We start from the raw sequence: 22,580 nt of genomic DNA on the forward strand, positions 1-22,580 counted from the left end.
ACAGGATTGGGTCAACTGTCCTTTCCGATCATCATAGTCAGATAGCAAAGACCCGCAAGACAGACCGGAGGAACAGCATGGAGATGCAAACGGCAAGTTCAACGCAGACACCGCCACAGGCCAAATCTCTTGACCCCCCTGACCCTGGAGCGTGGACCTTGGAGAAGGCTCAGGCACTTTACCATGCCCCCTTCAACAATCTCCTCTTCCTGGCGCAAACGGTGCACCGCCAGAATTTCGATCCAAACAAGGTCCAGCTCAGCCGGCTGCTCAGCATCAAGACCGGAGGATGCCCGGAGGATTGTGGCTATTGCAGCCAGTCGGCGCGTCACGAAACCGGGTTGGAGGCGTCCAAGCTGATGGATGTCAGGCGCGTCATCGCCGAAGCGACCAAGGCGCGTGATGCCGGCGCCACCCGTTATTGCATGGGCGCGGCCTGGCGAAACCCCAAGGCGCGCGACATGGATGCGGTGGTGGCGATGGTCGAAGGCGTCAAGGCGCTGGGCCTGGAGACCTGCATGACACTCGGCATGCTCGATCTTGAGCAAGCCGCTCGACTGAAGCAGGCGGGCCTCGACTACTACAACCACAACATCGATACGTCAGAACGCTACTATAGCGAGATCATCGGTACGCGGAGCTTTGCCGAGCGGCTCGAGACGCTTGACCACGTTCGCAAATCCGGCATCAAGGTCTGCTGTGGAGGCATTGTCGGCATGGGCGAGGAGCCGGTGGACCGGATCGACATGCTGGTGACGCTGGCCAATCTGCCGGAACATCCGCAAAGCGTTCCGATCAACATGCTGATCCCGATCGCCGGTACGCCGCTTGCAGACGCCAAGCCCATTGAGCCGATCGAATTCGTGCGCGTGATCGCGCTGGCGCGCATCATGATGCCGAAATCGCATGTCCGTCTGTCCGCCGGCCGCACCGCGATGACTGACGAGATGCAGGCGCTGTGCTTTTTTGCCGGCGCCAACTCGATCTTCTTCGGCGACACGCTGCTGACGGCGGACAATCCCGGTGAGGACAAGGATACCCTGCTGTTCCGGCGCCTTGGCATCGATCCGATGGAACTCGAGGCGCAATGAACGGGGCGCCGCTTGCCCGTTATGATGCGACCTTGCAGGGGCTAGCGCGCAAGGACCGGCTGCGGACGCTTTCGCCCCGCGCCGGGCTGGACTTCTCGTCGAACGACTATCTCGGGCTGGCCGCGTCCAGAAGACTTGGCGATGCGGTTGTGGCGGCGATTGCGCGGGGCACGCCGGTTGGCGCCACCGGGTCGCGGCTGTTGCGCGGCAATGCACCGGAACACGAGCAGCTCGAGGCAGACGCGGCGGCATTCTTTGGAGCCGACCGCGCGCTGTTCTTCGGCAGCGGCTACATCGCCAACTTCGCTCTGCTGAGCGCCCTGCCGCAGAAGGGCGATCTTTTGGTTGTCGATGAGCTCGCCCATGCCAGCATGCATGAGGGTGCGCAGGCCGGGCGCGCACAGTTCGTGCTGGCCGCGCACAACGACGCCACCGCTGTCGAGGATGCGATTACACGTTGGCGCGTCGCAGGCGGCATGGGATGCGTCTGGATCGCGGTGGAAAGCCTTTACAGCATGGATGGCGACTGCGCGCCTTTGGAGAGCCTGGTCGCACTTGCCGATCGGCACGGCGCATTCATCGTCATTGATGAGGCGCATGCCACCGGCGTCTGGGGACCGGATGGCCGGGGGCTTGCCGCCGCTTTCGAGGGCCGCGACAACATCATAGCGCTCCACACCTGCGGCAAGGCGCTCGGCGCATCTGGTGGGCTCGTCACCGGGCCGAGGGCACTGTGCGAATATCTGATCAACCGTTGCCGGCCATTCATCTACGCAACCGCGCCATCGCCACTGATGGCGGTCGTGGCGCGCGAGGCACTCGCAATGCTCGCCGACGAGCCTATGCGGCGTGTTCAGCTGCATGAACGCGTCGCCAGCGCCGGCCGGTTGGTCAATCGCTGGGGTGTGACACCAAGTGGCTCTCAGATCCAGCCCTTAGTAATCGGCGATGTCAGGCGCACCATGGCAGTGGCGGCGCGCCTGCAGGCCCGCGGCTTCGACATACGCGGCGTTCGTCCTCCGACCGTGCCCGAGGGCACGTCGCGGCTGCGCATCTCACTGACGCTCAATATTGGCGAAGCCGACATTTCCGCCATGGTCGAGGCGCTGGTCGAGGTGTTGGCCGAAACATCACCGGAGGCGATATGACCCAACGCATCGTCATCACCGGAACGGATACCGGAGTTGGCAAGACCGTGTTTGCGGCTGGGCTCGCCGGTTTGCTGGACGGCTTTTACTGGAAACCGGTGCAATCGGGCCTCGACGGCGAGACCGACAGCGAGGTTGTCGCGCGGCTTGCCGGCTTGCCCTCAGAGCGCGTGCTGCCGGAAGCCTACCGCTTGCGGAGCCCGCTGTCGCCGCATCGTTCGGCCGAGATCGACGGCGTGGCGATCAAGGCTGCCGATCTTGCTTTTCCCGTCCTACCGACGCCGCTCGTCATCGAAGGCTCCGGCGGCCTAATGGTGCCGCTCAACCGGCGCACAAGGTTAATCGACATCTTCGCTGAATGGCGGCTGCCCGTTATTCTGTGCGCCCGCACCACACTCGGCACCATCAACCACACCTTGCTATCGGTCGAGGCGCTCCGCGCCCGCTCCATCCCGTTGGCGGGCATCGCTTTCATCGGCGATGAGATGGCCGATACGCAACGGACCATCGTGGAATTCAGCGGTGCCCCGCAGCTCGGCAGGCTGCCGCACCTCGATGTGCTGACGGGGAAAACACTGAGGGACGCAATGGTTGCCGGCTTCGCCTTCGCCTCGATTACTGGAGGTGACTGATGTCGCAGTCTCATGTGTGGCATCCCTTCACCCAGCACGCACTCGAGCCTGCGATCCCAGAAATCGTCCTGACTGAGGGCGCCTATCTCCACAGGGCCGACGGCGCCCGCATCCTGGACGCCATCTCCTCCTGGTGGGTCGTCACACATGGCCACCGCCATCCCCGCATCATGAAGGCAATCGAGACAACCGCGTCGAGCCTCGACCAGATTATCTTTGCGGGCTTCACGCACGAGCCGGCAGAGCGCTTGGCCAAGGCGCTTGTCGGCCTCGCTCCCGCTGGACTCGACTGGGTGTTCTATTCCGACAGTGGCTCGACCTCAGTCGAAGTCGCGCTGAAGATGGCGCTCGGTTATTTCCGCAACATCGGCGCGCCGCGCTCGCGCATCGTCGTCATGGAGCACAGCTATCATGGTGACACGATTGGAACGATGAGCGTCGGTGCGCGTGGCGTGTTCAACGCCGCCTATGAACCCTTGCTGTTCGAGGTCGACATCATCCCCTTTCCGGCCGCGGGGCACGAGCAGGAGACGCTGGATCGTTTCGAGGCTGTGACCCGCGATCGACGAGCCGCAGCCTTGATCGTCGAGCCGCTGGTGCTGGGCGCCGGCGGCATGCTGATGTATCCAGCATCGGTTCTGGCCGAATTGAAGAAGATCACTGAGGCCTCCGGCTCGCTGCTGATCGCCGACGAGGTGATGACCGGCTGGGGACGCACCGGAACCATGTTCGCCTGCGAGCAGGCATCGATTTCTCCAGATATCCTGTGCACCTCCAAAGGCTTGACCGGCGGCACCATCCCGCTGGCCGTAACGCTTGTCACCGATGCCATCTTCCGGGCGCACTATTCCGAGGACCGGAAGAAGACGTTTTTCCATTCGAGCTCCTACACCGCCAATCCGATTGCCTGTGCGGCAGCACTCGCCAATGTCGAGATCTGGCGCGACGAGCCAGTGGCCGGGCGGATCACGGCCTTGAGCGTGATGCAGGCCGTCGGGCTGCAACGCTTTCGGGACAATCCATATTTTGCCGACTGTCGAGCCACGGGAACGATCGCGGCGCTCGACCTGCGAACCGGTTCAGCAGGTTATCTCGCCGAGATTGGTCCGAAGCTGCGCGCTTTCTTCCTCGAGCGCGGCCTACTTGTGCGCCCGCTCGGCAATGTCCTCTACCTTCTGCCACCCTATTGCATCGCAGGCGACGAGCTCGAACGACTATATGACGCCATCGAGGAGGCCGGGGAACGCTTCGGGTCAAGGCCATGAGCAAGTCGTCGCGCATTCTCGGACTTGGCCATCGCGTGCCTGGGCGCAAGGTGGCTAATGGCGAGATCGAGAGCAATCTCGGCCTCGAGCCGGGCTGGATCGAAAGGCGTACCGGAATCCGTTCGCGCTTCTGGGCAACGGACGAAGACACGCTGTCGGGTCTTGCCACCCGGGCTGGCGACATGGCGCTGGTGAACGCCGGTATTGCGCGCCACGACATCGGTCTGCTGTTGCTTGCCACCTCGACGCCCGACCATCTTCTGCCGCCAAGCGCGCCGCTGGTCGCACACAAGCTTGGCCTTGGCCGCGCCGGCGCCGTCGATCTCACCGGCGCCGGCGCCGGCTTCATCTATGCGCTCATGTTTGCGGACGGGTTCACCCGCCTGCATGGCAAACCAGCGCTGGTCATCGCCGCCAACATCCTCAGCCGCCGCATCAATCCAGCCGAGCGCGCGAGCTCAGTCTTGTTCGCCGATGCCGCCGGCGCCCTGGTGATCGGTCAGTGCGATGATGCTGATCGGGGCATTCTCGGTGCCTCGGTGGCTTCGGACGGCTCGCGCTACGGGCTGATCCAGATTCCCGCAGGAGGAAGCAACACGCCGTTCCATGGCGACCTCGACCTCGGGCAGACCCGGATGACGATGACCGACGGGCCCGAAGTGTTCGCAAAGGCCGTCGAGATGATGACCGATTGCTCGACAGCCGCGCTAGCCACTGCGGGAGTGCGGCCACACAATGTCGGCCGGTTTGTGCCGCATCAGGCCAATACTCGGATTTTCGGCGCGGTCGGAAGAAACCTCGGCATTGCGGACCAAGCAATTGTCAAGACGATTGCCGAATACGGCAACTCTTCGGCCGCGACGGTCCCGCTGTCGCTCTCGCTCGCCAACCAGATGAAGCCATTCCAGCCAGGAGAGAAAATCCTTCTGGCGGCGGCGGGTGCGGGTCTCAGCGGCGGCGCTCTCGTGGTTGGAATCTAGCCGGCCGGCTCACGCGCGCAGGATTGGTCATGAATGGCAATAGGAGCAACAGAACCAATGCCAAAAAATGGCCTTCTGAAGCTCGACATGACCAAGCTGACGCAGCACGACCCGTGCGAGCCTCTGGATGAGTTCAAATGCAACACCCGTTGCACCAATCGTACCATCTGAATAAAGCTCAATTACAAAGGGTGAGCCGCCCCATATATGTCGGATACCCGACATTGTTCACATAAAAGGCTCGATGCTTACACGCTCTTTGCTGGCTGCTCTTTGCTGTCTTCTCTTTTCTCTTTGCTCTTTGCTCTTCGGTCTTGACTAGCAGGAGCCTGCGGCTTATCTCATTGCCGCGTTAGCACTCGCTTCGGCTGAGTGCTAGGCATGCTCCGGCAACGGAGCACCGTTCAACATCCGCACCAAGGAAATCCAAAAATGGCAAAGTCGAATTTCCGGCCGCTGCATGACCGCGTGGTCGTACGCCGGGTCGAATCCGAATCCAAGACCGCCGGCGGGATCATCATCCCGGATACGGCGAAGGAAAAGCCGCAGGAAGGCGAGATCATCGCCGTCGGCTCCGGCGCTCGCGACGAAGCCGGCAAGCTGGTCCCGCTGGACGTCAAGGCCGGCGACCGCATCCTGTTCGGCAAGTGGTCGGGCACCGAAGTCAAGCTCAATGGCGAAGACCTTCTGATCATGAAGGAATCCGACATTATGGGCATCATCGGCTGATCATCGGCCTCACCGTCAACTGAATTTCGGGCTTGATCGCAAGCCCCTGCCAGGAGCTAAAAAATGGCTGCCAAAGACGTAAAATTCTCCCGCGACGCCCGCGAGCGCATGCTTCACGGCATCAACATCCTCGCCGACGCGGTGAAGGTGACCCTCGGTCCCAAGGGCCGCAATGTCGTCATCGACAAGTCGTTCGGCGCACCGCGCATCACCAAGGACGGCGTCACCGTCGCCAAGGAAATCGAACTTTCCGACAAGTTCGAAAACATGGGCGCGCAGATGATCCGCGAAGTTGCTTCGAAGACCAACGACATCGCCGGTGATGGCACCACGACCGCGACCGTCCTGGCGCAGTCGATCGTCCAGGAAGGTAACAAGGCCGTTGCCGCCGGCATGAACCCGATGGACCTGAAGCGCGGCATCGACCTGGCCGTGACCGAAGTGGTCGCGGCTCTCGGCAACGCTGCCAAGAAGATCAAGACCTCCGAGGAAGTTGCCCAGGTCGGCACGATCGCCGGCAATGGCGACGAGTCGGTCGGCAAGATGATCGCCGAAGCGATGCAGAAGGTCGGCAATGAAGGCGTCATCACGGTTGAAGAAGCCAAGACCGCCGAGACCGAGCTGGAAGTCGTCGAAGGCATGCAGTTCGACCGCGGCTATCTCTCGCCCTACTTCGTCACCAACGCCGACAAGATGGTTGCCGAGCTCGAGGACGTCTACATCCTCCTGCACGAGAAGAAGCTGTCCAACCTCCAGGCCATGCTGCCGGTTCTCGAAGCCGTCGTGCAGACCTCCAAGCCGCTGCTCATCATCTCGGAAGACGTCGAAGGCGAGGCTCTGGCCACGCTGGTCGTCAACAAGCTGCGCGGTGGCCTGAAGATCGCCGCCGTCAAGGCGCCGGGCTTCGGTGATCGCCGCAAGGCCATGCTGGAAGACATCGCCATCCTCACCGGTGGCCAGGTCATTTCGGAAGACCTCGGCATCAAGCTCGAGAATGTCGGCCTCAACATGCTCGGCCGCGCCAAGAAGGTGTCGATCTCCAAGGAGAACACCACCATTGTCGACGGCGCCGGCAAGAAGGACGAGATCCAGGGCCGCGTTGCCCAGATCAAGCAGCAGATCGAAGAGACCACGTCGGACTACGACAAGGAGAAGCTGCAGGAACGTCTGGCGAAGCTCGCGGGCGGCGTCGCGGTGATCCGTGTCGGCGGCGCGACGGAAGTCGAAGTCAAGGAAAAGAAGGACCGCGTCGACGACGCCCTCAACGCGACCCGCGCGGCCGTGGAAGAAGGCATCGTTGCAGGCGGCGGCGTCGCTCTCCTGCGCGCTTCGGCCAACATCAAGGTCACCGGCGTCAATGCCGACCAGGCTGCCGGAATCAACATCGTTCGCCGTGCACTGCAGGCTCCGGCCCGTCAGATCGCTTCGAACGCAGGTGCTGAAGCTTCGATCGTTGCCGGCAAGATCCTCGACAACAAGGGCGCGACCTACGGCTACAACGCCCAGACCGGCGAGTATGGCGACATGATCGCCATGGGCATCGTCGACCCGGTCAAGGTCGTTCGCACCGCTCTCCAGGACGCGGCCTCGGTCGCCGGCCTGCTCGTCACCACCGAAGCCATGATCGCGGAGGCTCCCAAGAAGGAGTCGGCCGGCGGCGGCATGCCTGGCGGCATGGGCGGCGGCGGCATGGGCGGCATGGGCGGTATGGATTTTTAATCCAGCCCCTATCAACTTACAGCGGACAGGGCGGCAGCAATGCCGCCCTTTCCTTGTGTGCCGAACATGATCGAAACCTTGGAGTGCGTCCCGAGGATCTCGTTCGAGCCTCACCGCATGGTCGAGAATTAGGATCTTGTCTGATCGAGCAATTCGCGGGCTCAACCTGGTCAAACCGGCGCCCCCTACGAACTGCCCGATCCTTGAGGATTCCGCTGCGCGACAATCACGATGATTCATTCAGTTGGTAGCTATAGGCGGTGAATCATGAGGGGCATTGAGGAGCGTGGCAAGGCGCCCATCTCGGCATTTAACTCCATCGAGCGTGATATCAGGGACAATTCTCTCATCGGAACCGGCGGCTGGCGTTGAAGGACCCGGTGAATCATCCTGATCTATACTGGAGCAGACGCGCTCTGAGCCTCAAGAGCGTTTCCTCCTCTGAGTATCCTTGATCTGCCGCTGGACATTCTCGTTGATATTGCTGAGCGGCTCAGCCCGATGGATCTGCTGAGGATTTCGCACACAAATCAAGAGCTGCGGTGTCGCCGCGATGATAGTCGCAACGCCTCAAGAAAGGCGGATTCAGGTTCAGGCCATCTGTGGCAGCCCTTGCACCGGGCTCCAGCAACGTCTCGTCGTCGTGGCCGAGGGGCCTCGTGACCCCGACGACTGCGCTTCGGCCTTGTGGGGCCTCGGAGCGGGCGTGGCAGCGCTTGCACCCGAGCTCCAGCGGCGTCTCATCCTCCTCGCCGAAGACCATTGCCCTGGAGGGCCTCGGAGCAGGCGTGGGTGGCGGACATAGCAGCCTGTCCCATACCTATAAATACGTTTGGCTGAAGCAGACCGATGGCTGCGCGTCGAAGCCGAAGCCGTCGAGTTCGCGGACAAACGGGAACTGCGCGATCTTGCTCGACATGAGCGTGTCGAGCTGGTCGCGGATCGCCGTCAACTTCAGCCGATCCAGGATTGCGATCAGCAGGTCATGATCTAGGGTCGTCATCACCAGCTCCCTCCGGCCACCGCTCCGTACTCGGCGAGTGGCCGCAGCAAGGTGGCCGGGGGTGATCTTGATCCGCTCGGCGCGCACCGGCCCTTCGAAGCCGGCAACGCCGACAAAAGGCTCTGTCGCAAACCTGGAAATGGGGTTGTGAACGGCCATTTCGGCCTGTCCGTCAGGCAGCGAGGAGATCGAAACAGCGATCGACAGACTTGTAGGCATACCTCGCCTGTCGCTTGCCCATCATGTGGATCATCTCGATGCCGGAGAGGATAACCACGTCGTTCGCATGCGACTTGAAGCCGAGCATGGATCGAATGCGGCTTGATACGCCGGTGATCCTGTTCGATCCGATTGTTGAGATGCCGGCTATTGCGGAGCGGATCGGCTTCAGCGGTCGCCGCGATCGCTGCCGCAGCCGGCTTTCAGCGTCGCAGGAAAGGATTGCTTCGTAATTGGTCTGGCTGCCGTCGATGACGATGCGCTCCGGCCGGCCATGGCGCGTCAGCGCCTTGCGGAGGAAGCGTTGGGCCGCCACCTGGTTACGGTTTTCGCTAAAGAAGAACTCGACCGTATCGCGGAGGATGTCGATAGCGCGGTAGAGATACCGCCGCGGACCTTGATGTACGTCACGTTTGCTGCCGACCACACGCTTGCGCCGGTTGAAGCGCTCCAGCAGCTGCGGCGAGAAGTGGGCGACCCAGCGATGCACAGTGGAGTGGTCGACCTCCAACGCGTTCGGCCATCATCTCTTCCAGATCGCGCAGGCTCAGAGTGTAGGCCAGGTACCAGCGCACGCACAGCAGGATCACCGACTGGTCGAAATGGCGGCCCTTGAACATCACGTGCTCCTCCACAGCTGAGGCGTTTTTCTTGCCATGCTCGCTTACAAAAAGGTTTGCGACAGAGCCGTTCGAACCGCATGCCGACACCATCGTCAAGGGCGGCCGCGGTGTCCATTATGGCCACAAGCTCAACCTGACGACGGCAGGCAGTCTGTTCTTTCAATTTAGACCAACTATGCGGATGCCGCCTCAGTCAATTCAAGAATGTAACCAATGCCGCGCATGGTCGTGATACGTGGCGTTGCACCTGACCTACTCAGGTGTCCACGTAAGCGATAGATTCCGACTTCAAGCGCGTTGGCAGATACCTCGTCGTTGAACGAATAGAGGTGATCTTCCAACTGCGCACGAGGCACGATGCGGCCTGCACGGATAAGCAGATGCTCTAAAATACATAGTTCGCGGCGTGCGATCTTCAGAGGATGACCCGAGACGGAAACCTGTCGGCCGATCGGATCGAAATTGAGATTGCCAAATACAACGATGGGGTCGGTCACCTGTGTCGACCGGCGCAGAATGGCTCTCATTCTGGCGATGAGCTCATCGAAAGAGACGGGCTTGAGCAGAAAGTCGTCCGCGCCACCGTTGAAAATTGCAATCCGCTTCTCGAGATCGTTGATGCTACTCATAATGAGGGTTGGAACTGAATGCCCGTTGCTCCTTAGCTGTCTCAGCCAGCCCAAGCCATCGCCATCTGGCAGAGCCAACTCCAGCAGGAGAATTTCATAGGTTGCGCAACAAAATGCCCTCGACGCCTGTTCCAGGTTGCCAACTACATCAACGGCAAAACCGCTATCCCCGAGCGCAACTCGCACAGCGCGCGTAAGATCCACATGATGATCAATGAGCAGCGTTCGCATTTCACGTCCTATCAAGGTCGGACAGGTCACCGTCCGCTGTAAGACCGGGGCGACAGCGGAAGTCGCGCAACTCTTCGTAGTGTTCGTAACGCTCTTTCCGATGGGTGATCGCGGGAGCATGCAAGCCGCACGCCTGCAATAGTCGGGGATGGAACACGTGAAGACCTGTTGACGGGCTGAAACCGTCGGTCGGCGGGCCCACAATGCCACCGACTCTGCCTGCGATTTCTCTGCGCATCGATCCTCCTATGGGTTGCGTCGCAACATCCAGCTGAGGTCGCAAGGGCAGGTTGCGGCTTTGTTCATTGAGAGGACCCCCTGGAGGCAATACCAGGAGGATTCCCTATATGGCACTTCCCGATTTACCACCGGTCATTCCGAACCACGTTCGGCGGCTTTGAAGACACTCATTGAGCGCGGCTAGGTAAATCAAGGGTACGACTGCCGGGTGTCGATGCCGCTTTTGAAGCAGGCATCGGCACCAGCTCGGTGAGCGTCGCCCGCGCAATTCAGCGGACGCGCTCGATACACCCAGTCGAATCGTGCCGCAACTTGCCGCGCCGACAGGGCGCCCGAAGACTTCAGACTTGTGACCGAAGGTCTACGCCCAGTCCTCCTCCCATTATCCACCTCCCTCAAATCAAAGTGGACGTTCAATCTGAACAAATTACGCCATCGTATCACAAACGACTTACCGATCCCCGACGTGCTCTAGCCTTAGTGCTTGTTAAGAAGGTCGGCTACTGTCTCTCCGCGTCGCCGGGCATCGGCGGCGAGCCACACCTCCCCCACCTCATACACGTCGCCGTGGGTACTGAACGGCACAATGACGTCAATGGCAGCCGACAGCAGGTCAAGAAGCGTGTGGTCTTCCACAGCAGCTCCTTGCGGGCTGCTCTTGACGAGTGAAAAGAGCTTTTTAAAGCCTTGGACCGGATCCGCCCCATGAATCGTTGATATTGATCCCGCATGGCCGGAGACGACTTCGCTAAGGTAGGCCCAAGCAGCATCATCGCGCATCTCGCCAAGCAATATTCGATCAGGGCGCATGCGCAAGCTGGCTTGCAACAGTTGCTCGGCTGTCACCGCACCTACGCTTGCTCGGTCCTTCGGATAAAGTAACCGGACATGGTTCTCGTGCGGGATTGCAAGTTCGAGCGTGTCCTCGATACTTATCAGCCTCTCTTGCGGGGGTATAGCGTTGATCAAAGTCTTGCTCATTGTCGTTTTGCCGCTTCCAGTAGGTCCGCAAAGCAGCATCGTGAGCCGCCCGCAAACGCATGCTCGCAAAAATTGCTCCAAGTCACCATGGTCGTAGTGCCGAAGAATCGTTTCGTCCTGCCGCTCTTGGCGCTCCTTTCGTGACCGCCATTGATTCCAACGCGAGTATTCGTAGCGAGAAGAAACTTCCTTGAGTTCGGTCACACGACTTGAGGGACGCCGTATCGTCAGGCTTATTGTTCCTGAGGGAACAGCGGGCGGCAAACAGATCTGCAGCCGCTCTCCGTTCGGCAGCTCAGTCGCACAGAGGGGGCTTTGCGGTCCGACATCTTGCTTGCGCAGCGCTCCAGCGAGGATCGCGATGTCCTCCAGATCGTCATAAGATAGCGGCAGCGGATGTTTCGTGAAAACGCCGGCCTGTCGGACAAAGGCTTCCCCAGGCCGGTTGATAGCGACCTCTTCGGTCCTTGGCTCCTCAAGCCATTTCAAAACAGGGTTGAGAAGCAAACGCAATTGAGGGTCAGCCTCCGGTCGCATTGTTGTCTCTCCGGCGTTGGCGATGTTGGGGGGCTGGCGCCACGGCGATCGGTCTAAGATCGTATACATCTGAGAAATCGAGGTCCCGAGCCACAAAGATCGATACAGCATCTCCCTGGTTTTTCTTCAGAGTTGGCGGAACGTTGATCGTTGCTCTAAGGGTCGTGTCAACGGCTTGTCCGGCGTTGCTCTGGAAGCTGTTGATGCCGCTTCCTCCACCTGAGCTGCCAGCGTATTGACCGGCGGCCTGAAACGCGCCTTGAATGACGCTCATGAGCATTGCTCCGCCAAAGCGCTGCCAGAAGTGATTATCCACCGTGCCAGGCATTCCGGAGCGGCCGAGCTCGTCAGCGCCCGGCGACGCTAGCGAAACGAGGGCATGGTCAGGCGTTTCGATGCGCGTCCACAGCACGAAGACACGCGCATCCCCCTGTTGGAGACCACGCTGGATCTCGCCAATCACGGTCGTCCCGCGATCCAAAAGCACCACGTTGTTGGTGGCGCCGCGGACGTCTTTAGGTAAGACGCACTTCACATAACCCGGTAAATTTGTGTCGACTGCCGTTTGCAAAATGCAGGGTATTATCGTTCCTTGGGTAATCACGAGATCAGGGTGCGGCAAAAGTGTGGCCCGGCTTGGCTCCTGTATTTCTGGCTTCAATCGCCTCGTCAGATCGCCAGCCTCTGAAATCTCATGCGAGGTCGCGGGAGCATCCCTATGGTTGTCTTCGCTCCGCTGACCGTCGTTGGGCATTTGACCGCTGCCACTGTAGGCGAAAATTGGTGTTTCCTCCGGCGGCGGATCAGCTGGCGCCGGAGGCGACATGGATGGCGCAGGATCTCCTGTCTGCGCCGCCTGTACGGGTGCTGGAGCTTCGGGAGCAATCTCAATCGGCACGGGGCGGAATGGCTCGGCGTCGGCGACAATTGCAGGTTTTGGCTGAGTTGGCTCGTCTTGTGTGCTGGGACGACCGCCGAGCCAGATGAGCGATAGAGATGAGATGAGAACAAGTGCAGCGATGGCCAACTTCTGCAATCCCGAAACATGCCGGCGGGCCGGCTCCGAGACCATCGATCCTGAGGCATGGACATCATGTCCCGACTGTGGGCCGGTTTCATTCATCGGCCGGGCCTTTCAAAACGCGCCACACGTCGGGTGTCACTGTACCGGTCCCTGGCGCTCGTCCCACAGGGTCATAAGCCCTGTTGAAAATGGACAAGACCGTATTGCCATCTCTCAGACGCCATTCCCGGGCGACTGCGGATACTTCAACATAGTCTCCTTTGACCGTGTAATTGGCAGCGGCTTCCTTGCCGTCGGGATTGATAATGTAGAGGGAGGGTATGCGGGAATTGCTTGCGAAGCCAAATACGGTGGTAAAGCCATTATCGAAAACTTCCAGCGGCGCCAGCGATCGATCGCCCTTTGCGACGTAGTGAAAATTGCTTTCGTCCGGACTGGTAGTTGCGGCGGGCCGATTCAACAAATCCTGAACTCTCTCGTCGCGCAGCACTTTCGCCCGGGCCTGACCAAGAATCGAGCGCCTTTCTGCGTCCTTTCTCTGAGCAGCAGCGTCATCAGCAGGATAGGTGAACTGCACACTGTAGTATAGGTCAGGTTGCTTCTCATCGAGTTTTGGCATCGCTCTCGTTGAAATACTGAAGACGTATCTCCGTGTACCGGACTCACTCTCGGCCAGCACAATGACGGGCTGCGGCGGGAGCATCCGGCTAGCCTTAAAAAAGAGATAGTTGGCGCGCGGGAGCGCAGCCAGGTCTTTGCTATTGGAAACGGCCACGGCTGCGACTGTCTCGTTGGCCGCGAATGTGACAACCAGCGTTGCCCCCACTGCGGTAGACAGGCGCACCACTTCGTCAGGACGGTAAGCCAGGTAGCGCATGCGCGCATCATGCTTGCCGGCAAGTGGTGTGTCTTCCGCGGACGCTTCCATCGTTAAGAAGAGTGAACAGACCAGCGCGAGAAACGCTCTTTTTGTCATGGCTGCACATAGCCCAGGTTCGATACGCTATCTTCCGAGCTTTGATAGGAAGCGACGAGTAGACCTCCCGGATTGGTGAGCCTCGATTGCCCAGGCAGACCCGTCAAGCGCTCGTAGCGGATGGTAGCTGTCCAGGTGGTCACTATCGGCATCTGCCCATCGACAACAAGCGTACGTTTGTAACGGATCTGTTGAACGTCCGGACTGATGTCGTTTGAAGAAATATGCCCGACCTCGAGCTTGCCGCGTTTGCCGACCGTGACTTGCGGCGAGGTGGGATTCGGATAGTTGAAGAAATCTTGATATTGCTGTCGCACAGCCGGCGCGCTGAAACTGGATACGAGGTCATAGGCGTATTGGGCTGTATCTGCTGTGTACCCCTCGCGCAGGCGAACATATTCCCACAGCGAAGCATTTATGACGGCTCGGTCTTGGGTTGCCGGCAGTCGAGAGACTGACACTTCGCTGTCGACGGTCCCATCCGGCCGGACCCAGAGGAACACAGGTACGAGCTTGGCCAACGGGACCATGGCAGCAATGGTAAATGCCTGTGCAACATTTCCTAGGACCGCCGCTGCGGCAAAGGCTATCAGGGCCTTTGACAGGCGCCGCGCAGACTTCGCTCGTGAAGTTTGAAACGCTTCCACCTTCTTATAGTGGGCGGCTAGCGTTTCTCTCTCCACCAGAAGGGCATGTTCAGGAACTTTCACTTTGGCTCTTCCGCGCATTCGACCCGAAGATCCTCAGGGGTGGTTTCCCATTGTCCCACGTTCAGTTGGAATGGGGCACCCGCGCATGTCGCAAGCCCATGGCTCGTCTTGCAGGCGGCCAAAGCGAGGATTGACAGAAGTAGGCAATATTTCATGTTTTTGGCACCGAGCTTGTCGATTGATTAAGCACCCGCCGTTTTGGCAAAGTGGCGATTGAGGCTGTTAAGAGGTCGGTTCGCACCTCCCCAAGAGCCGCCGGCGATGCTGCTGGCGATCGTCGGAAGCGCGACGATCAGAGCGTCACCAGCTAGGAAAAGCATGTCGAGCTCGTAAAGCCCGATGATCTTGGCTGCTGTCGTGCCCGAGAATTTGATCATCAAAAGCATGGCTGCCAGCGAGACTGCTTCGGCAGCGATTACTATCGTTGCAACGATGTTGAGGAGGAGAAGCAGCAGCCCGTACGAGAGCAGTTGGCCGATCCATCTGGTGGCTATGTCTCGAGTGTGATCAAAAAGGTAGCCTACAAGGACCAGGGGGCCGATCGTCAAGAGCACCTTCGTCAGAATTCCAACGGCATCGTAGATCTCGAACGCTGTCCACAGCGCGCCGTAGAAAATCCATTGCGCTCCCTCGAAAGCAAGTATGTCCTGGCCGTTCATAGGCCCAATTTCGGAAGCAATCAGCTGAAAGACATACTGGCTTGAAGCAAACATGAGATCGAGCTTCTGGGGGATTCCGATGAAGGGCAAGTCGCTGCCACTGATGTCGTGAGCCAACCTCGGAATCGTGTCGTCGAAGAGCGCTTCAATGTACTGCTGATAGTTGGCCTGCCCTAAGATAAGGGCGACGACAATCGACACCATGATTACGCGCGAGATACCCCCGCGCGCATCGACTTGACCACGCATGACCAGACAGCCTTGGATTATTATCCAGAGCGTGACACACGCAACCAGAGGCGCACTGACCGCCGCTTGGACGTTTTCAAGCACTTTGTGCAGCCCGGACGTGAAGGCCCCATGAAAGATCGTGTGTATAGTCGTGAATGGCGCGGGAATTTTGAAATTCATGGCGTGAGCCTGATGTGTCCCTGATCAGCGCAGCTGAGCCTGATGAACTCTGTGTGGTTTACGGGAGGATGCTAAACATATTAGCGGTGTCCTGATGTTCGCGACGCTGCGTGGCGGCCTCCTCCACGGCGTGAAGGCTCCCTTGTGCAGTGGCCATTGTCAGCAGACTTGTGGCCTGGACATTTTGGATCATCGCATCGTGAATCTGCTTGAGGACCAGACCGTTGGTCACGGTGGCCTGCATAATATTTCCCGAGCGGGAAAGCTGACCAAGCGTGCCGGCGTTATCCTTAAGGCGCTTGTCCATCATGCCCAAAGTGTCGGCTGCAATAGCTGCGGCATTGGCGGCCCCGGCGATTTGTCCCTGTAACAGTTTCGCTTCTGAATCGGTGCCGTTGACTATCCGATTTGGGTCCTTCGCAATGTTACGGGCCATAATCGAAGCTGGCGCCCGAGCATCAAACATCTGCTCCTCCAGCTTATTGCTCGACGGGTAGTGATTTCCTTGGTTAAGTGAGCTTAGCAGTCCCGTGACAGCGAATGACGACGTTAGAATTGTCACCATTTCAATCGTGGTAGCGAGCGTCTCGATTGACCTCTCAAGGATCGCCGCATTGGAAAGCGCTGTTAAGGTCGCTTGTGTTTCTGTTACAGGGTCGCTGACGATAAATTGCGAACGGGCCTGTCCGTGAAGCAGAAGGGAAGCAGCAAGGGTCGTTACTGCAAGTTTGGCAAATTTCATAAATATTCCTCCGTCAGTCTTGAACTTCGTGGTACCGGGCCATGAACTTGTCGAGCCACCCACTTGGGGCGTCTCCGTGCTGGTTACGAAGCTGGTCGGCAAAGCGCACTGTGTTGGCCCGCCCCGAGAGTACGGCTACGTACTCGCGCATCTGCCCAAGATCGAATTCGCAAACAATACTCCCGCTATCGCGCTTGAGCAAAAACTTGCGGCTGCCGATTGCCATTCCCTGGCGGATTGCCTCGAACTCCTGCGCAGTGCACTTCAAGCCATCGACATACGCAGAGCGGTCCGCCGTCGGTGATGGGTAGAAAATTTTCGTCATACATTGCGCAACGAGACTAGCTCCGAGAGGCGATTCCAGAACGTGTTCAGGCTGCTGCGTTGCGAGTATCAACATGCCGTTGTTTTTGCGGACCGTGAGCAAGAACTTGTCGATAACGGCCGAGAATTGGGGGTTGAGTAGATAGAATCGAAATTCGTCGCAGCTCATGACGAACCGACGACCATCGACGATAGCGCCCACTCGATGCAGAAGGTATGCGGCGGCCGGTGCACAGACCTCCTCATATTCCAGGAGCTGCGTCATGTCGAAGCCCGTAATGGAGGCATCCAGCCTTACTTCGTCCACGTCGCCGTCAAAGGCCCATCCAAGCGCCCCCCCTCTACACCACCGCTGCAGCCGTGCTCCTGCGCCCTCGGAGGGGCTGTGCAATAGGAACTCGCGCAGGCCCGCAAGTGAGCGCATAGGGGGTTCGAACGAAAGCTGACGAACAATGCCGCGTTCCAGCCGACGGCTTTCCTCCGGCGAGATCGGACCACGGCCGTCACTCTCGATCAGGGCCATCAACCACTCGCGCAGAAAGTCCCGGGAGGCGGAGGTGTTGTCCAGTCCACGCAGAGGGGCCAAGCCGCTCGGAGCGCCTCTGCGCAACGCAAGATATGTCCCTCCCGTGGCTCGCACCAGCAGTTCACCACCCCGATCCTTGTCGAAGAAGACGATCGCACCATTGCGATCGACCAAGCTTTGCTCAAGCATCGCGAGGACAAAGGTCATCAGCGTCGTCTTGCCTTTGCCAACGGGCCCGAATATTGCCGTCATGCCGACGTCATTCTCATGGGGGATGTAGTCGAAAGAAGTTCCACCGTTTGTGCGAAAGCGCGCAACAGCATTGCCCCAGTGGCCGGAACTGGAACCGCTTGGGAAGTTCTCAAATGAGACGAGCCCGGCAAAATTGTGTGAGGTGATCGCCCCCGGGCGCGTGCGCCACCTGTTGTTCCCCGGAAGTTGGGACCAATATGCGGCCTCCATGCCGATGCCCTCTTGGACGATAACGGCGCCCGCGTCGGCCAGCCGTGCGCGGGCACTTGCTGCGCGATCTGCAAGGCTATTGAGGCTGTCGGCATAGACGCACAGGCTCAGATGATGCGAACCCATCACGAATTCGTTGCTTGCCAGTGCGTCCTCTGCCTCGGCAAGTTCATTGATCTGGGTGAGAGCCTTGTCGCCGGCACTCGTCATCTGGCTGGACTTAAGGCTTAGTTTGGCATGAGCTTGTGGGCGAGTGAGGAAGGAAAAGCTCTGGCTCAGGACAAGCGGGAAGTTGGCGGACAGCAAGGAATTTAGCATGCCCGGCCGCGTCGTCGCCGGATATTCACGGAACGAAAACAATGATCCGACGGAGCTATCCCCGGGCCTTCGAATCTCAAGCGCCCGCTTCCCGCAGATGACCTGGTCAGTGTAGATCGAGGCGCCAAGTGAGCCGGTAACCATCGGAACCGGAAGAAACCGGCAAGTCATCATGAGCCGAAGCGCCTCGCCGATTTCCGTGAAGAGCACGTTGCCTTTCTCACGAATGCCCAACCGGCGCAGACCGTAACCGCCGAGTGCGCCAGCAGTGATGTGCCAGAGGTCTTCCAGGCTCCGCATTTGGGTGGCTAGATCGTGCTCATTCCGTCTGCGGGACTTGGCAATCCGCAAGCCGATCTTGCCGATTGCGGTGCGGGGGGACACGATCAAAGTGAGGAAGTGATCGTTGCGAAAGAGCTTTCCCGACAGCACACGACGCTCGTAGGCCTCGCTCAGACTGCCAGCGAATGCACTTTGAAACTGGCGCGGCGCCGGCGCCGGCACATCGTTGTGTCTCACAAGATGAGCGTATATCGAGACATTGTCATCGGCGATGTTGCGCAAGAGAGTGTTGAACGCGCGGCAGCGCGAGTTGCGCATCTCAGCGTCTTCCAAATCAAAGGGCACACCGTTCACATGTGCCATGGCCATGATCGATCCGTCTTCCAGAAGGACAACCTGATCGCTTACGTGACCAACATACGGAAGGTAGATCTCGCCAGACCTCTCGGTCCGGCCGCTGGCGCCGAACATTACACCATTCCTCTTCCGCGTTTCGGCACTCTGATCGGATTGGCGCTGACGCTTGCGCCTCCCCAGACCGGCCCGTCCACGCTTCTGCCGGCCGTCTGCAAATAGAGCAGCACGACGCTTGCCGCGTTATAGTCACGCTCAACAACCAGCCGTGCTCCGAACCAGAGTGGCACGAGAACGATTTCGTAGAGCGGGTTCTGAAGGATAATGATAACAAGCCCAGCCAACATCATGAGCAATCCGGCCAGCGTCAGCGGCACCCCCAGAAACAGTGCGGGGCGCGTCGCCGCCACATAGAGGGTGCTCACTTCCAACCGGTCGCTCATCAGCCGCCGCCTATGAGCGCCTTGCCCAGGAAGCTGGCCCCGAACATGATGACGATCCCTCCAACGACACCCGCAACCAGGCCAAGTGAAGCACGACCGAACATCCAAGAGATACCGATGGCTACGAGCCCGAGCACGGCCAGTGATTGTCCAAAGGGGCCAAGTATGAACGTGCAGATATTCTGGACCATCTTGGCAGGATCCGTCCCTCCGGTCACCTGAGCCGCGGCTGGCCCGCTGTAGAAGACCGTCCACGCCGCGCCTGCAGCAGCGGCCGGTACATATTCAGCCGCCATGCGCAGCATGGAAAAAGGCGAAGGAACACGCGTTTTAAGCGCACGAAGTATCTTGAGTGGCGTCATCATTGCATCTCCATGTTTCAATCGAATACGAGTTTGTTCGGGTTCGAGGGTTCCCGTGCTTTCGCAGCCTGGCTGCCTGTCGGATCGGAGGGATCGGCCCCGGAGCGGTCTGGCTGATACGAGCCCCAGATGTCCCAAGAATCTTGGTTGGGCTGCTTCTTTCTATTGGCCTGTTGGCTCTGCTGGAGCAGAGGCGGCACGGCTTTCCGACCGGGTGCCTCAAGGTGCGGCACATCTCGAGCAGTCGGCTCCAGCGTTCTCTCAAGGAGACTTGAGATGTCCTTTGCGGCCGACTCGACCTTGCGTACATAACCGTTGGCGAAGCCATGCGTGACGTCGCCCGTGTTATAGGCCGAGATGGCACGGCGAAGCGCCAGTTGCTGTGCCACAGCAGTGGTGCCGCCGGCATACCGGCTTTCAAGCAGGTGGGCGGCAGCCGAAAGCGAGGCGCAGGGCTCGAAAGCCCTTTCCGGCGTGAGATTGAGCATGGCAAAGTTCTTGCTGTTTATCTGCATCAATCCAACATCGACAGAATGTTGTGCTTCGAGGCGTTCCTTGATGCCCCGCGTGGCTTCCAGGTGGTCTATCCAGCGAAGCTGCTCACCTGTGGTGTTGTCATGAGCCACCAGCGTTTCAAAGCCACTTTCAATCTTGGCAATCGCGGCCAGGGTGGACGGCGCAACCCAGGGGGCGCATTTGCGCGACAGGCTGCGGAACTCACGCGGAGAAAGTGGCGCGGGCTCGGCTGGGAGTGACATGGATGTCATCAGGACGATGGCCAGCGGCCAAGCTGCAATAAACATTCCCTATCACCTACCTTTCCAAGCCGCCGGACGGGTTCTGGCCCTGTCCGGCACGCGCTTATCGGGGAGGTTTGTTACTGTGTGATGTTCAAGTTCAGCTTTTCGGTTTCAATTGAAGCAAAGACCGTGTTCGTATCAGCGTGGGTGAGCATCTTGCGCATGCGTGGGTGGCGCGGGCCCGATCAGCCAGCGACATCCGGAGCATCTTGGTACAATGACTCCTTTACAGGATTGCTCGTCCCGGCCGTCCGTTGCTCCTGGAGTGTGGGCCGCGACTTTGGCGTCATGGACGGTACTTCTGTCAGCGCCAAGCCAAGGACAAAATGGGGAGCTTGGCGGGCTTGTTCAGGCTCGGGATCACCGTGGGGAATCGACTAAGGCGATAAAGCGGCCCAACTTTGCCGGTATGCTGCCGGTCCTTAAAGAGCAGCCATGCGCGGCCCTGCATACTCAGATCATTGCTTGAGACGCGAGCTCGTCCGCGAAGCTGGCTCGAAGGCGCAAATCCGCGGCGGCGAGGGTCAACTGGGAAGACGTGGCGGCGCAGCCCATCCTGGTGCGAGCCTCGTTCAGCTGTTCGGCCGCCGCCGCCAAAGGGTGGATCATGCACAGTCCCATCGGCAGATAACCGCACGTCATTGACGCAGTCCGACGGCGCAATGGACAAGCATAGTGACACGCTCAAGATGGAGGAGTTGCAGTAACTGAGAAATGTTAGCCCGGACGTTCACCGCAACCGGCGACCTGCCGGTCGCCGAACAGCATTTGAGGCCGCCGGCCACCTTGGACGAAGCCGGCTTGGCAGGAGACACACTATTTTGCACAAGGCCGCTGCAGCGAATCACGGTCTTCTTCCGCCGACCGCCTCTCCGATCAAGCCAAACGCCGCGCTGCTCAACCATGTCCGAGCTGGATCCACGAGCCGGATGATATCGAGATGATCCAGGTCCGCAAACTGCAGGATGACCAGGATGCAAGGGCATAGCAGGAAACTTGGCATCCATGAGGTCGAACTTGAGTGATATTGGCAGGCCTGCACCAACGGGGGAGCTCGAAGCGAAAAAGCGAAGGACCACACGGCAGGGTCATGTCGGCGCTGGGATCTGTCTGGTGGCCACGGGCTGCCTTGGTGCGGTCAATTCGGTGGGGATGAAAAGAACAGGACGAGCACGGCCTCACATTGGCCGCACGCAACGGCGAGTGGTATCAAGGAGCAGCTGTTCTGGGTCGGTGCCCCAGGGTTGCTCGGCAACAGGTTTAGACAAGGGGATTCAAGATTGAAGGTGTGCCGTTGAAACATGTTCTTGTCATTGACGATGATGCCGCAATGCGGCGCCTCATCGCCGAGTATCTCACGATGCATGCCCTGAAGGTAACCGCAGTCCACGATAGCAAGCAGTTTGACTATGTTCTTTCACGTGAGCCAGTCGATCTCGTGGTTGTTGACCTTAACCTAGGCCGGGAGGATGGACTTGCGATCGTCCGCAATCTGGCGACAAAATCGGATGTTCCTATCATAGTGATCAGCGGCGACCGGCTTGATGAGGCGGAAAAAGTGGTTGCACTGGAGCTCGGCGCAACCGATTTCATTCCCAAGCCTTTCGGGATGCGCGAATTCCTGGCCCGCATTCGAGTAGCGCTACGCCAGCGCATTTCTAGTCCGCGAACCAGAGAGCAGCGCTCATTTCGCTTTGGGGCCTGGAAGCTCAGCGTGAAGCAGCGGCGACTGATCTGTGCGGAGCGTGGCGAGGTCAAGCTTACCGCATGTGAGTTCAATCTCTTGATCGCATTTCTGGAGAACCCCCGCAACGTGCTATCCAGAGAACGGCTTTTGCTCGCGAGCCGTGTGCGTGGAGAAGAGGTGTACGATCGAAGTATCGATGTCCTAATCATGCGCTTGCGCCGAAAGCTGGAGGCTGATGCGGCCAACCCTCGCCTGGTCAAAACATCCCGTGGCGCAGGGTACTTCTTCAACGCTGACGTGGATGTTAGCTACGGAGGCACGTTGGCCGCGTGACAGTGAGCTATGCTGGAGATTGGGGTGACGAGGCTGATCAAGCCCCTCTCTGCATATGCACGCGGCCGCCTGAATTGCCGATTTCGCTCAGCTGCTGCTGAATGGCGACGGCTTGCGGCGCATTCAGGGCCCTCTGCGTC

Annotated in this window: 21 protein-coding genes and 1 pseudogene; 8 read left to right on the top strand and 14 right to left on the bottom strand. The window is 59.4% G+C overall.

Annotated elements, in window-relative coordinates:
• The first annotated feature begins 77 nt into the window (after positions 1-77).
• The 7 genes from bioB (at position 78) to groL (ending at position 7,564) form a co-directional block, all read left to right on the top strand.
• A complete protein-coding gene (gene bioB / locus NKI64_RS28785; RefSeq protein WP_031203143.1) occupies positions 78-1,091 on the top strand; it encodes a biotin synthase BioB in 1,014 nt (337 codons plus the stop codon).
• Entirely contained in the window at positions 1,088-2,239 is a 1,152-nt protein-coding gene (locus NKI64_RS28790) for an 8-amino-7-oxononanoate synthase (protein WP_023673639.1), read from the top strand. The genes bioB and NKI64_RS28790 overlap by 4 nt, the downstream gene beginning before the upstream one ends.
• Positions 2,236-2,871 carry a dethiobiotin synthase gene (bioD, locus tag NKI64_RS28795; protein ID WP_023673640.1) on the top strand — a complete coding sequence of 212 codons (636 nt, stop codon included), beginning with the start codon at positions 2,236-2,238 and terminating at the stop codon, positions 2,869-2,871. The genes NKI64_RS28790 and bioD overlap by 4 nt, the downstream gene beginning before the upstream one ends.
• Complete coding sequence (locus tag NKI64_RS28800; protein ID WP_023673641.1) at positions 2,871-4,136, top strand: adenosylmethionine--8-amino-7-oxononanoate transaminase; 1,266 nt, start codon at positions 2,871-2,873, stop codon at positions 4,134-4,136. Before bioD ends, NKI64_RS28800 begins: the two co-directional genes overlap by 1 nt.
• Positions 4,133-5,116: a 3-oxopimeloyl-[acyl-carrier-protein] synthase BioZ gene (bioZ, locus tag NKI64_RS28805; protein WP_352671526.1), complete on the top strand. Its 984-nt coding sequence runs from the start codon at positions 4,133-4,135 to the stop codon at positions 5,114-5,116. The genes NKI64_RS28800 and bioZ overlap by 4 nt, the downstream gene beginning before the upstream one ends.
• A 432-nt stretch (positions 5,117-5,548) precedes the next feature.
• The gene (gene groES / locus NKI64_RS28810; protein ID WP_019863563.1) at positions 5,549-5,845 is read left to right on the top strand and encodes a co-chaperone GroES; all 297 of its coding nucleotides are present in this window, start codon (positions 5,549-5,551) and stop codon (positions 5,843-5,845) included.
• A gap of 63 nt (positions 5,846-5,908) precedes the next feature.
• A complete protein-coding gene (groL, locus tag NKI64_RS28815; protein WP_352539073.1) occupies positions 5,909-7,564 on the top strand; it encodes a chaperonin GroEL in 1,656 nt (551 codons plus the stop codon).
• Between the two features lie 844 nt (positions 7,565-8,408).
• On the opposite strand, the pseudogene NKI64_RS28825 reads toward groL, so the two are convergent.
• The 14 genes and pseudogenes from NKI64_RS28825 to NKI64_RS28890 form a co-directional block, all read right to left on the bottom strand.
• Positions 8,409-8,567: pseudogene (locus NKI64_RS28825) on the bottom strand (ATP-binding protein); the annotation flags it as partial.
• A 172-nt stretch (positions 8,568-8,739) separates the two neighbouring features.
• Positions 8,740-9,276 (bottom strand): DDE-type integrase/transposase/recombinase, encoded by a 537-nt coding sequence (locus tag NKI64_RS28830; protein WP_198025870.1) that lies wholly within the window; start codon positions 9,274-9,276, stop codon positions 8,740-8,742.
• Positions 9,277-9,582: 306 nt separating this feature from the next.
• Positions 9,583-10,269 carry a response regulator gene (locus NKI64_RS28835; RefSeq protein ID WP_023679590.1) on the bottom strand — a complete coding sequence of 229 codons (687 nt, stop codon included), beginning with the start codon at positions 10,267-10,269 and terminating at the stop codon, positions 9,583-9,585.
• Between the two features lie 717 nt (positions 10,270-10,986).
• Positions 10,987-12,027 (bottom strand): P-type DNA transfer ATPase VirB11, encoded by a 1,041-nt coding sequence (gene virB11, locus NKI64_RS28840; protein ID WP_352671531.1) that lies wholly within the window; start codon positions 12,025-12,027, stop codon positions 10,987-10,989.
• Positions 12,011-13,150 carry a type IV secretion system protein VirB10 gene (gene virB10 / locus NKI64_RS28845; RefSeq protein WP_352671534.1) on the bottom strand — a complete coding sequence of 380 codons (1,140 nt, stop codon included), beginning with the start codon at positions 13,148-13,150 and terminating at the stop codon, positions 12,011-12,013. Before virB10 ends, virB11 begins: the two co-directional genes overlap by 17 nt.
• Positions 13,143-14,027 (bottom strand): TrbG/VirB9 family P-type conjugative transfer protein, encoded by an 885-nt coding sequence (locus NKI64_RS28850; protein WP_023690639.1) that lies wholly within the window; start codon positions 14,025-14,027, stop codon positions 13,143-13,145. Before NKI64_RS28850 ends, virB10 begins: the two co-directional genes overlap by 8 nt.
• A complete protein-coding gene (locus NKI64_RS28855) occupies positions 14,024-14,737 on the bottom strand; it encodes a type IV secretion system protein VirB8 (RefSeq protein ID WP_023707035.1) in 714 nt (237 codons plus the stop codon). The genes NKI64_RS28850 and NKI64_RS28855 overlap by 4 nt, the downstream gene beginning before the upstream one ends.
• Positions 14,734-14,892, bottom strand: coding sequence for a type IV secretion system lipoprotein VirB7 (locus tag NKI64_RS28860; RefSeq protein WP_081726271.1), 159 nt, complete (start codon positions 14,890-14,892; stop codon positions 14,734-14,736). The genes NKI64_RS28855 and NKI64_RS28860 overlap by 4 nt, the downstream gene beginning before the upstream one ends.
• Before the next feature lie 27 nt (positions 14,893-14,919).
• Positions 14,920-15,807: a type IV secretion system protein gene (locus tag NKI64_RS28865; protein ID WP_023673703.1), complete on the bottom strand. Its 888-nt coding sequence runs from the start codon at positions 15,805-15,807 to the stop codon at positions 14,920-14,922.
• Between the two features lie 58 nt (positions 15,808-15,865).
• On the bottom strand, positions 15,866-16,549 hold the full coding sequence (locus NKI64_RS28870) for a TrbJ/VirB5 family protein (protein WP_023673704.1): 684 nt from the start codon (positions 16,547-16,549) through the stop codon (positions 15,866-15,868).
• A gap of 13 nt (positions 16,550-16,562) precedes the next feature.
• Positions 16,563-18,932, bottom strand: coding sequence for a type IV secretion/conjugal transfer ATPase VirB4 (gene virB4, locus NKI64_RS28875; RefSeq protein ID WP_023685155.1), 2,370 nt, complete (start codon positions 18,930-18,932; stop codon positions 16,563-16,565).
• On the bottom strand, positions 18,932-19,258 hold the full coding sequence (locus NKI64_RS28880; protein WP_023673706.1) for a type IV secretion system protein VirB3: 327 nt from the start codon (positions 19,256-19,258) through the stop codon (positions 18,932-18,934). The genes virB4 and NKI64_RS28880 overlap by 1 nt, the downstream gene beginning before the upstream one ends.
• Positions 19,258-19,563 (bottom strand): pilin major subunit VirB2, encoded by a 306-nt coding sequence (virB2, locus tag NKI64_RS28885; protein ID WP_023673707.1) that lies wholly within the window; start codon positions 19,561-19,563, stop codon positions 19,258-19,260. The genes NKI64_RS28880 and virB2 overlap by 1 nt, the downstream gene beginning before the upstream one ends.
• A gap of 74 nt (positions 19,564-19,637) precedes the next feature.
• Positions 19,638-20,423, bottom strand: coding sequence for a type IV secretion system lytic transglycosylase VirB1 (locus NKI64_RS28890; protein WP_023673708.1), 786 nt, complete (start codon positions 20,421-20,423; stop codon positions 19,638-19,640).
• Between the two features lie 1,291 nt (positions 20,424-21,714).
• Between NKI64_RS28890 and virG the strand changes: the two genes are divergently transcribed.
• On the top strand, positions 21,715-22,440 hold the full coding sequence (virG, locus tag NKI64_RS28895) for a two-component system response regulator VirG (RefSeq protein ID WP_023685159.1): 726 nt from the start codon (positions 21,715-21,717) through the stop codon (positions 22,438-22,440).
• Positions 22,441-22,580: the final 140 nt, after the last annotated feature.

The organism is Mesorhizobium sp. M0478 (assembly GCF_040321305.1).
Lineage (GTDB): Bacteria > Pseudomonadota > Alphaproteobacteria > Rhizobiales > Rhizobiaceae > Mesorhizobium.

Bases quoted from the DNA above. Each gene is read 5' to 3' on its own strand.
- bioB (WP_031203143.1), top strand. From the start codon at position 78: ATGGAGATGCAAACGGCAAGTTCAACGCAGACACCGCCACAGGCCAAA.
- virB10 (WP_352671534.1), bottom strand. From the start codon at position 13,150: ATGAATGAAACCGGCCCACAGTCGGGACATGATGTCCATGCCTCAGGA.
- NKI64_RS28790 (WP_023673639.1), top strand. From the start codon at position 1,088: ATGAACGGGGCGCCGCTTGCCCGTTATGATGCGACCTTGCAGGGGCTA.
- NKI64_RS28890 (WP_023673708.1), bottom strand. From the start codon at position 20,423: ATGTTTATTGCAGCTTGGCCGCTGGCCATCGTCCTGATGACATCCATG.
- virB2 (WP_023673707.1), bottom strand. From the start codon at position 19,563: ATGCTGCGCATGGCGGCTGAATATGTACCGGCCGCTGCTGCAGGCGCG.
- NKI64_RS28850 (WP_023690639.1), bottom strand. From the start codon at position 14,027: ATGACAAAAAGAGCGTTTCTCGCGCTGGTCTGTTCACTCTTCTTAACG.
- NKI64_RS28860 (WP_081726271.1), bottom strand. From the start codon at position 14,892: ATGAAATATTGCCTACTTCTGTCAATCCTCGCTTTGGCCGCCTGCAAG.
- NKI64_RS28835 (WP_023679590.1), bottom strand. From the start codon at position 10,269: ATGCGAACGCTGCTCATTGATCATCATGTGGATCTTACGCGCGCTGTG.
- groL (WP_352539073.1), top strand. From the start codon at position 5,909: ATGGCTGCCAAAGACGTAAAATTCTCCCGCGACGCCCGCGAGCGCATG.
- virB11 (WP_352671531.1), bottom strand. From the start codon at position 12,027: ATGCGACCGGAGGCTGACCCTCAATTGCGTTTGCTTCTCAACCCTGTT.
- bioD (WP_023673640.1), top strand. From the start codon at position 2,236: ATGACCCAACGCATCGTCATCACCGGAACGGATACCGGAGTTGGCAAG.
- virB4 (WP_023685155.1), bottom strand. From the start codon at position 18,932: ATGTTCGGCGCCAGCGGCCGGACCGAGAGGTCTGGCGAGATCTACCTT.
- groES (WP_019863563.1), top strand. From the start codon at position 5,549: ATGGCAAAGTCGAATTTCCGGCCGCTGCATGACCGCGTGGTCGTACGC.
- NKI64_RS28880 (WP_023673706.1), bottom strand. From the start codon at position 19,258: ATGAGCGACCGGTTGGAAGTGAGCACCCTCTATGTGGCGGCGACGCGC.
- NKI64_RS28870 (WP_023673704.1), bottom strand. From the start codon at position 16,549: ATGAAATTTGCCAAACTTGCAGTAACGACCCTTGCTGCTTCCCTTCTG.
- NKI64_RS28800 (WP_023673641.1), top strand. From the start codon at position 2,871: ATGTCGCAGTCTCATGTGTGGCATCCCTTCACCCAGCACGCACTCGAG.
- bioZ (WP_352671526.1), top strand. From the start codon at position 4,133: ATGAGCAAGTCGTCGCGCATTCTCGGACTTGGCCATCGCGTGCCTGGG.
- NKI64_RS28865 (WP_023673703.1), bottom strand. From the start codon at position 15,807: ATGAATTTCAAAATTCCCGCGCCATTCACGACTATACACACGATCTTT.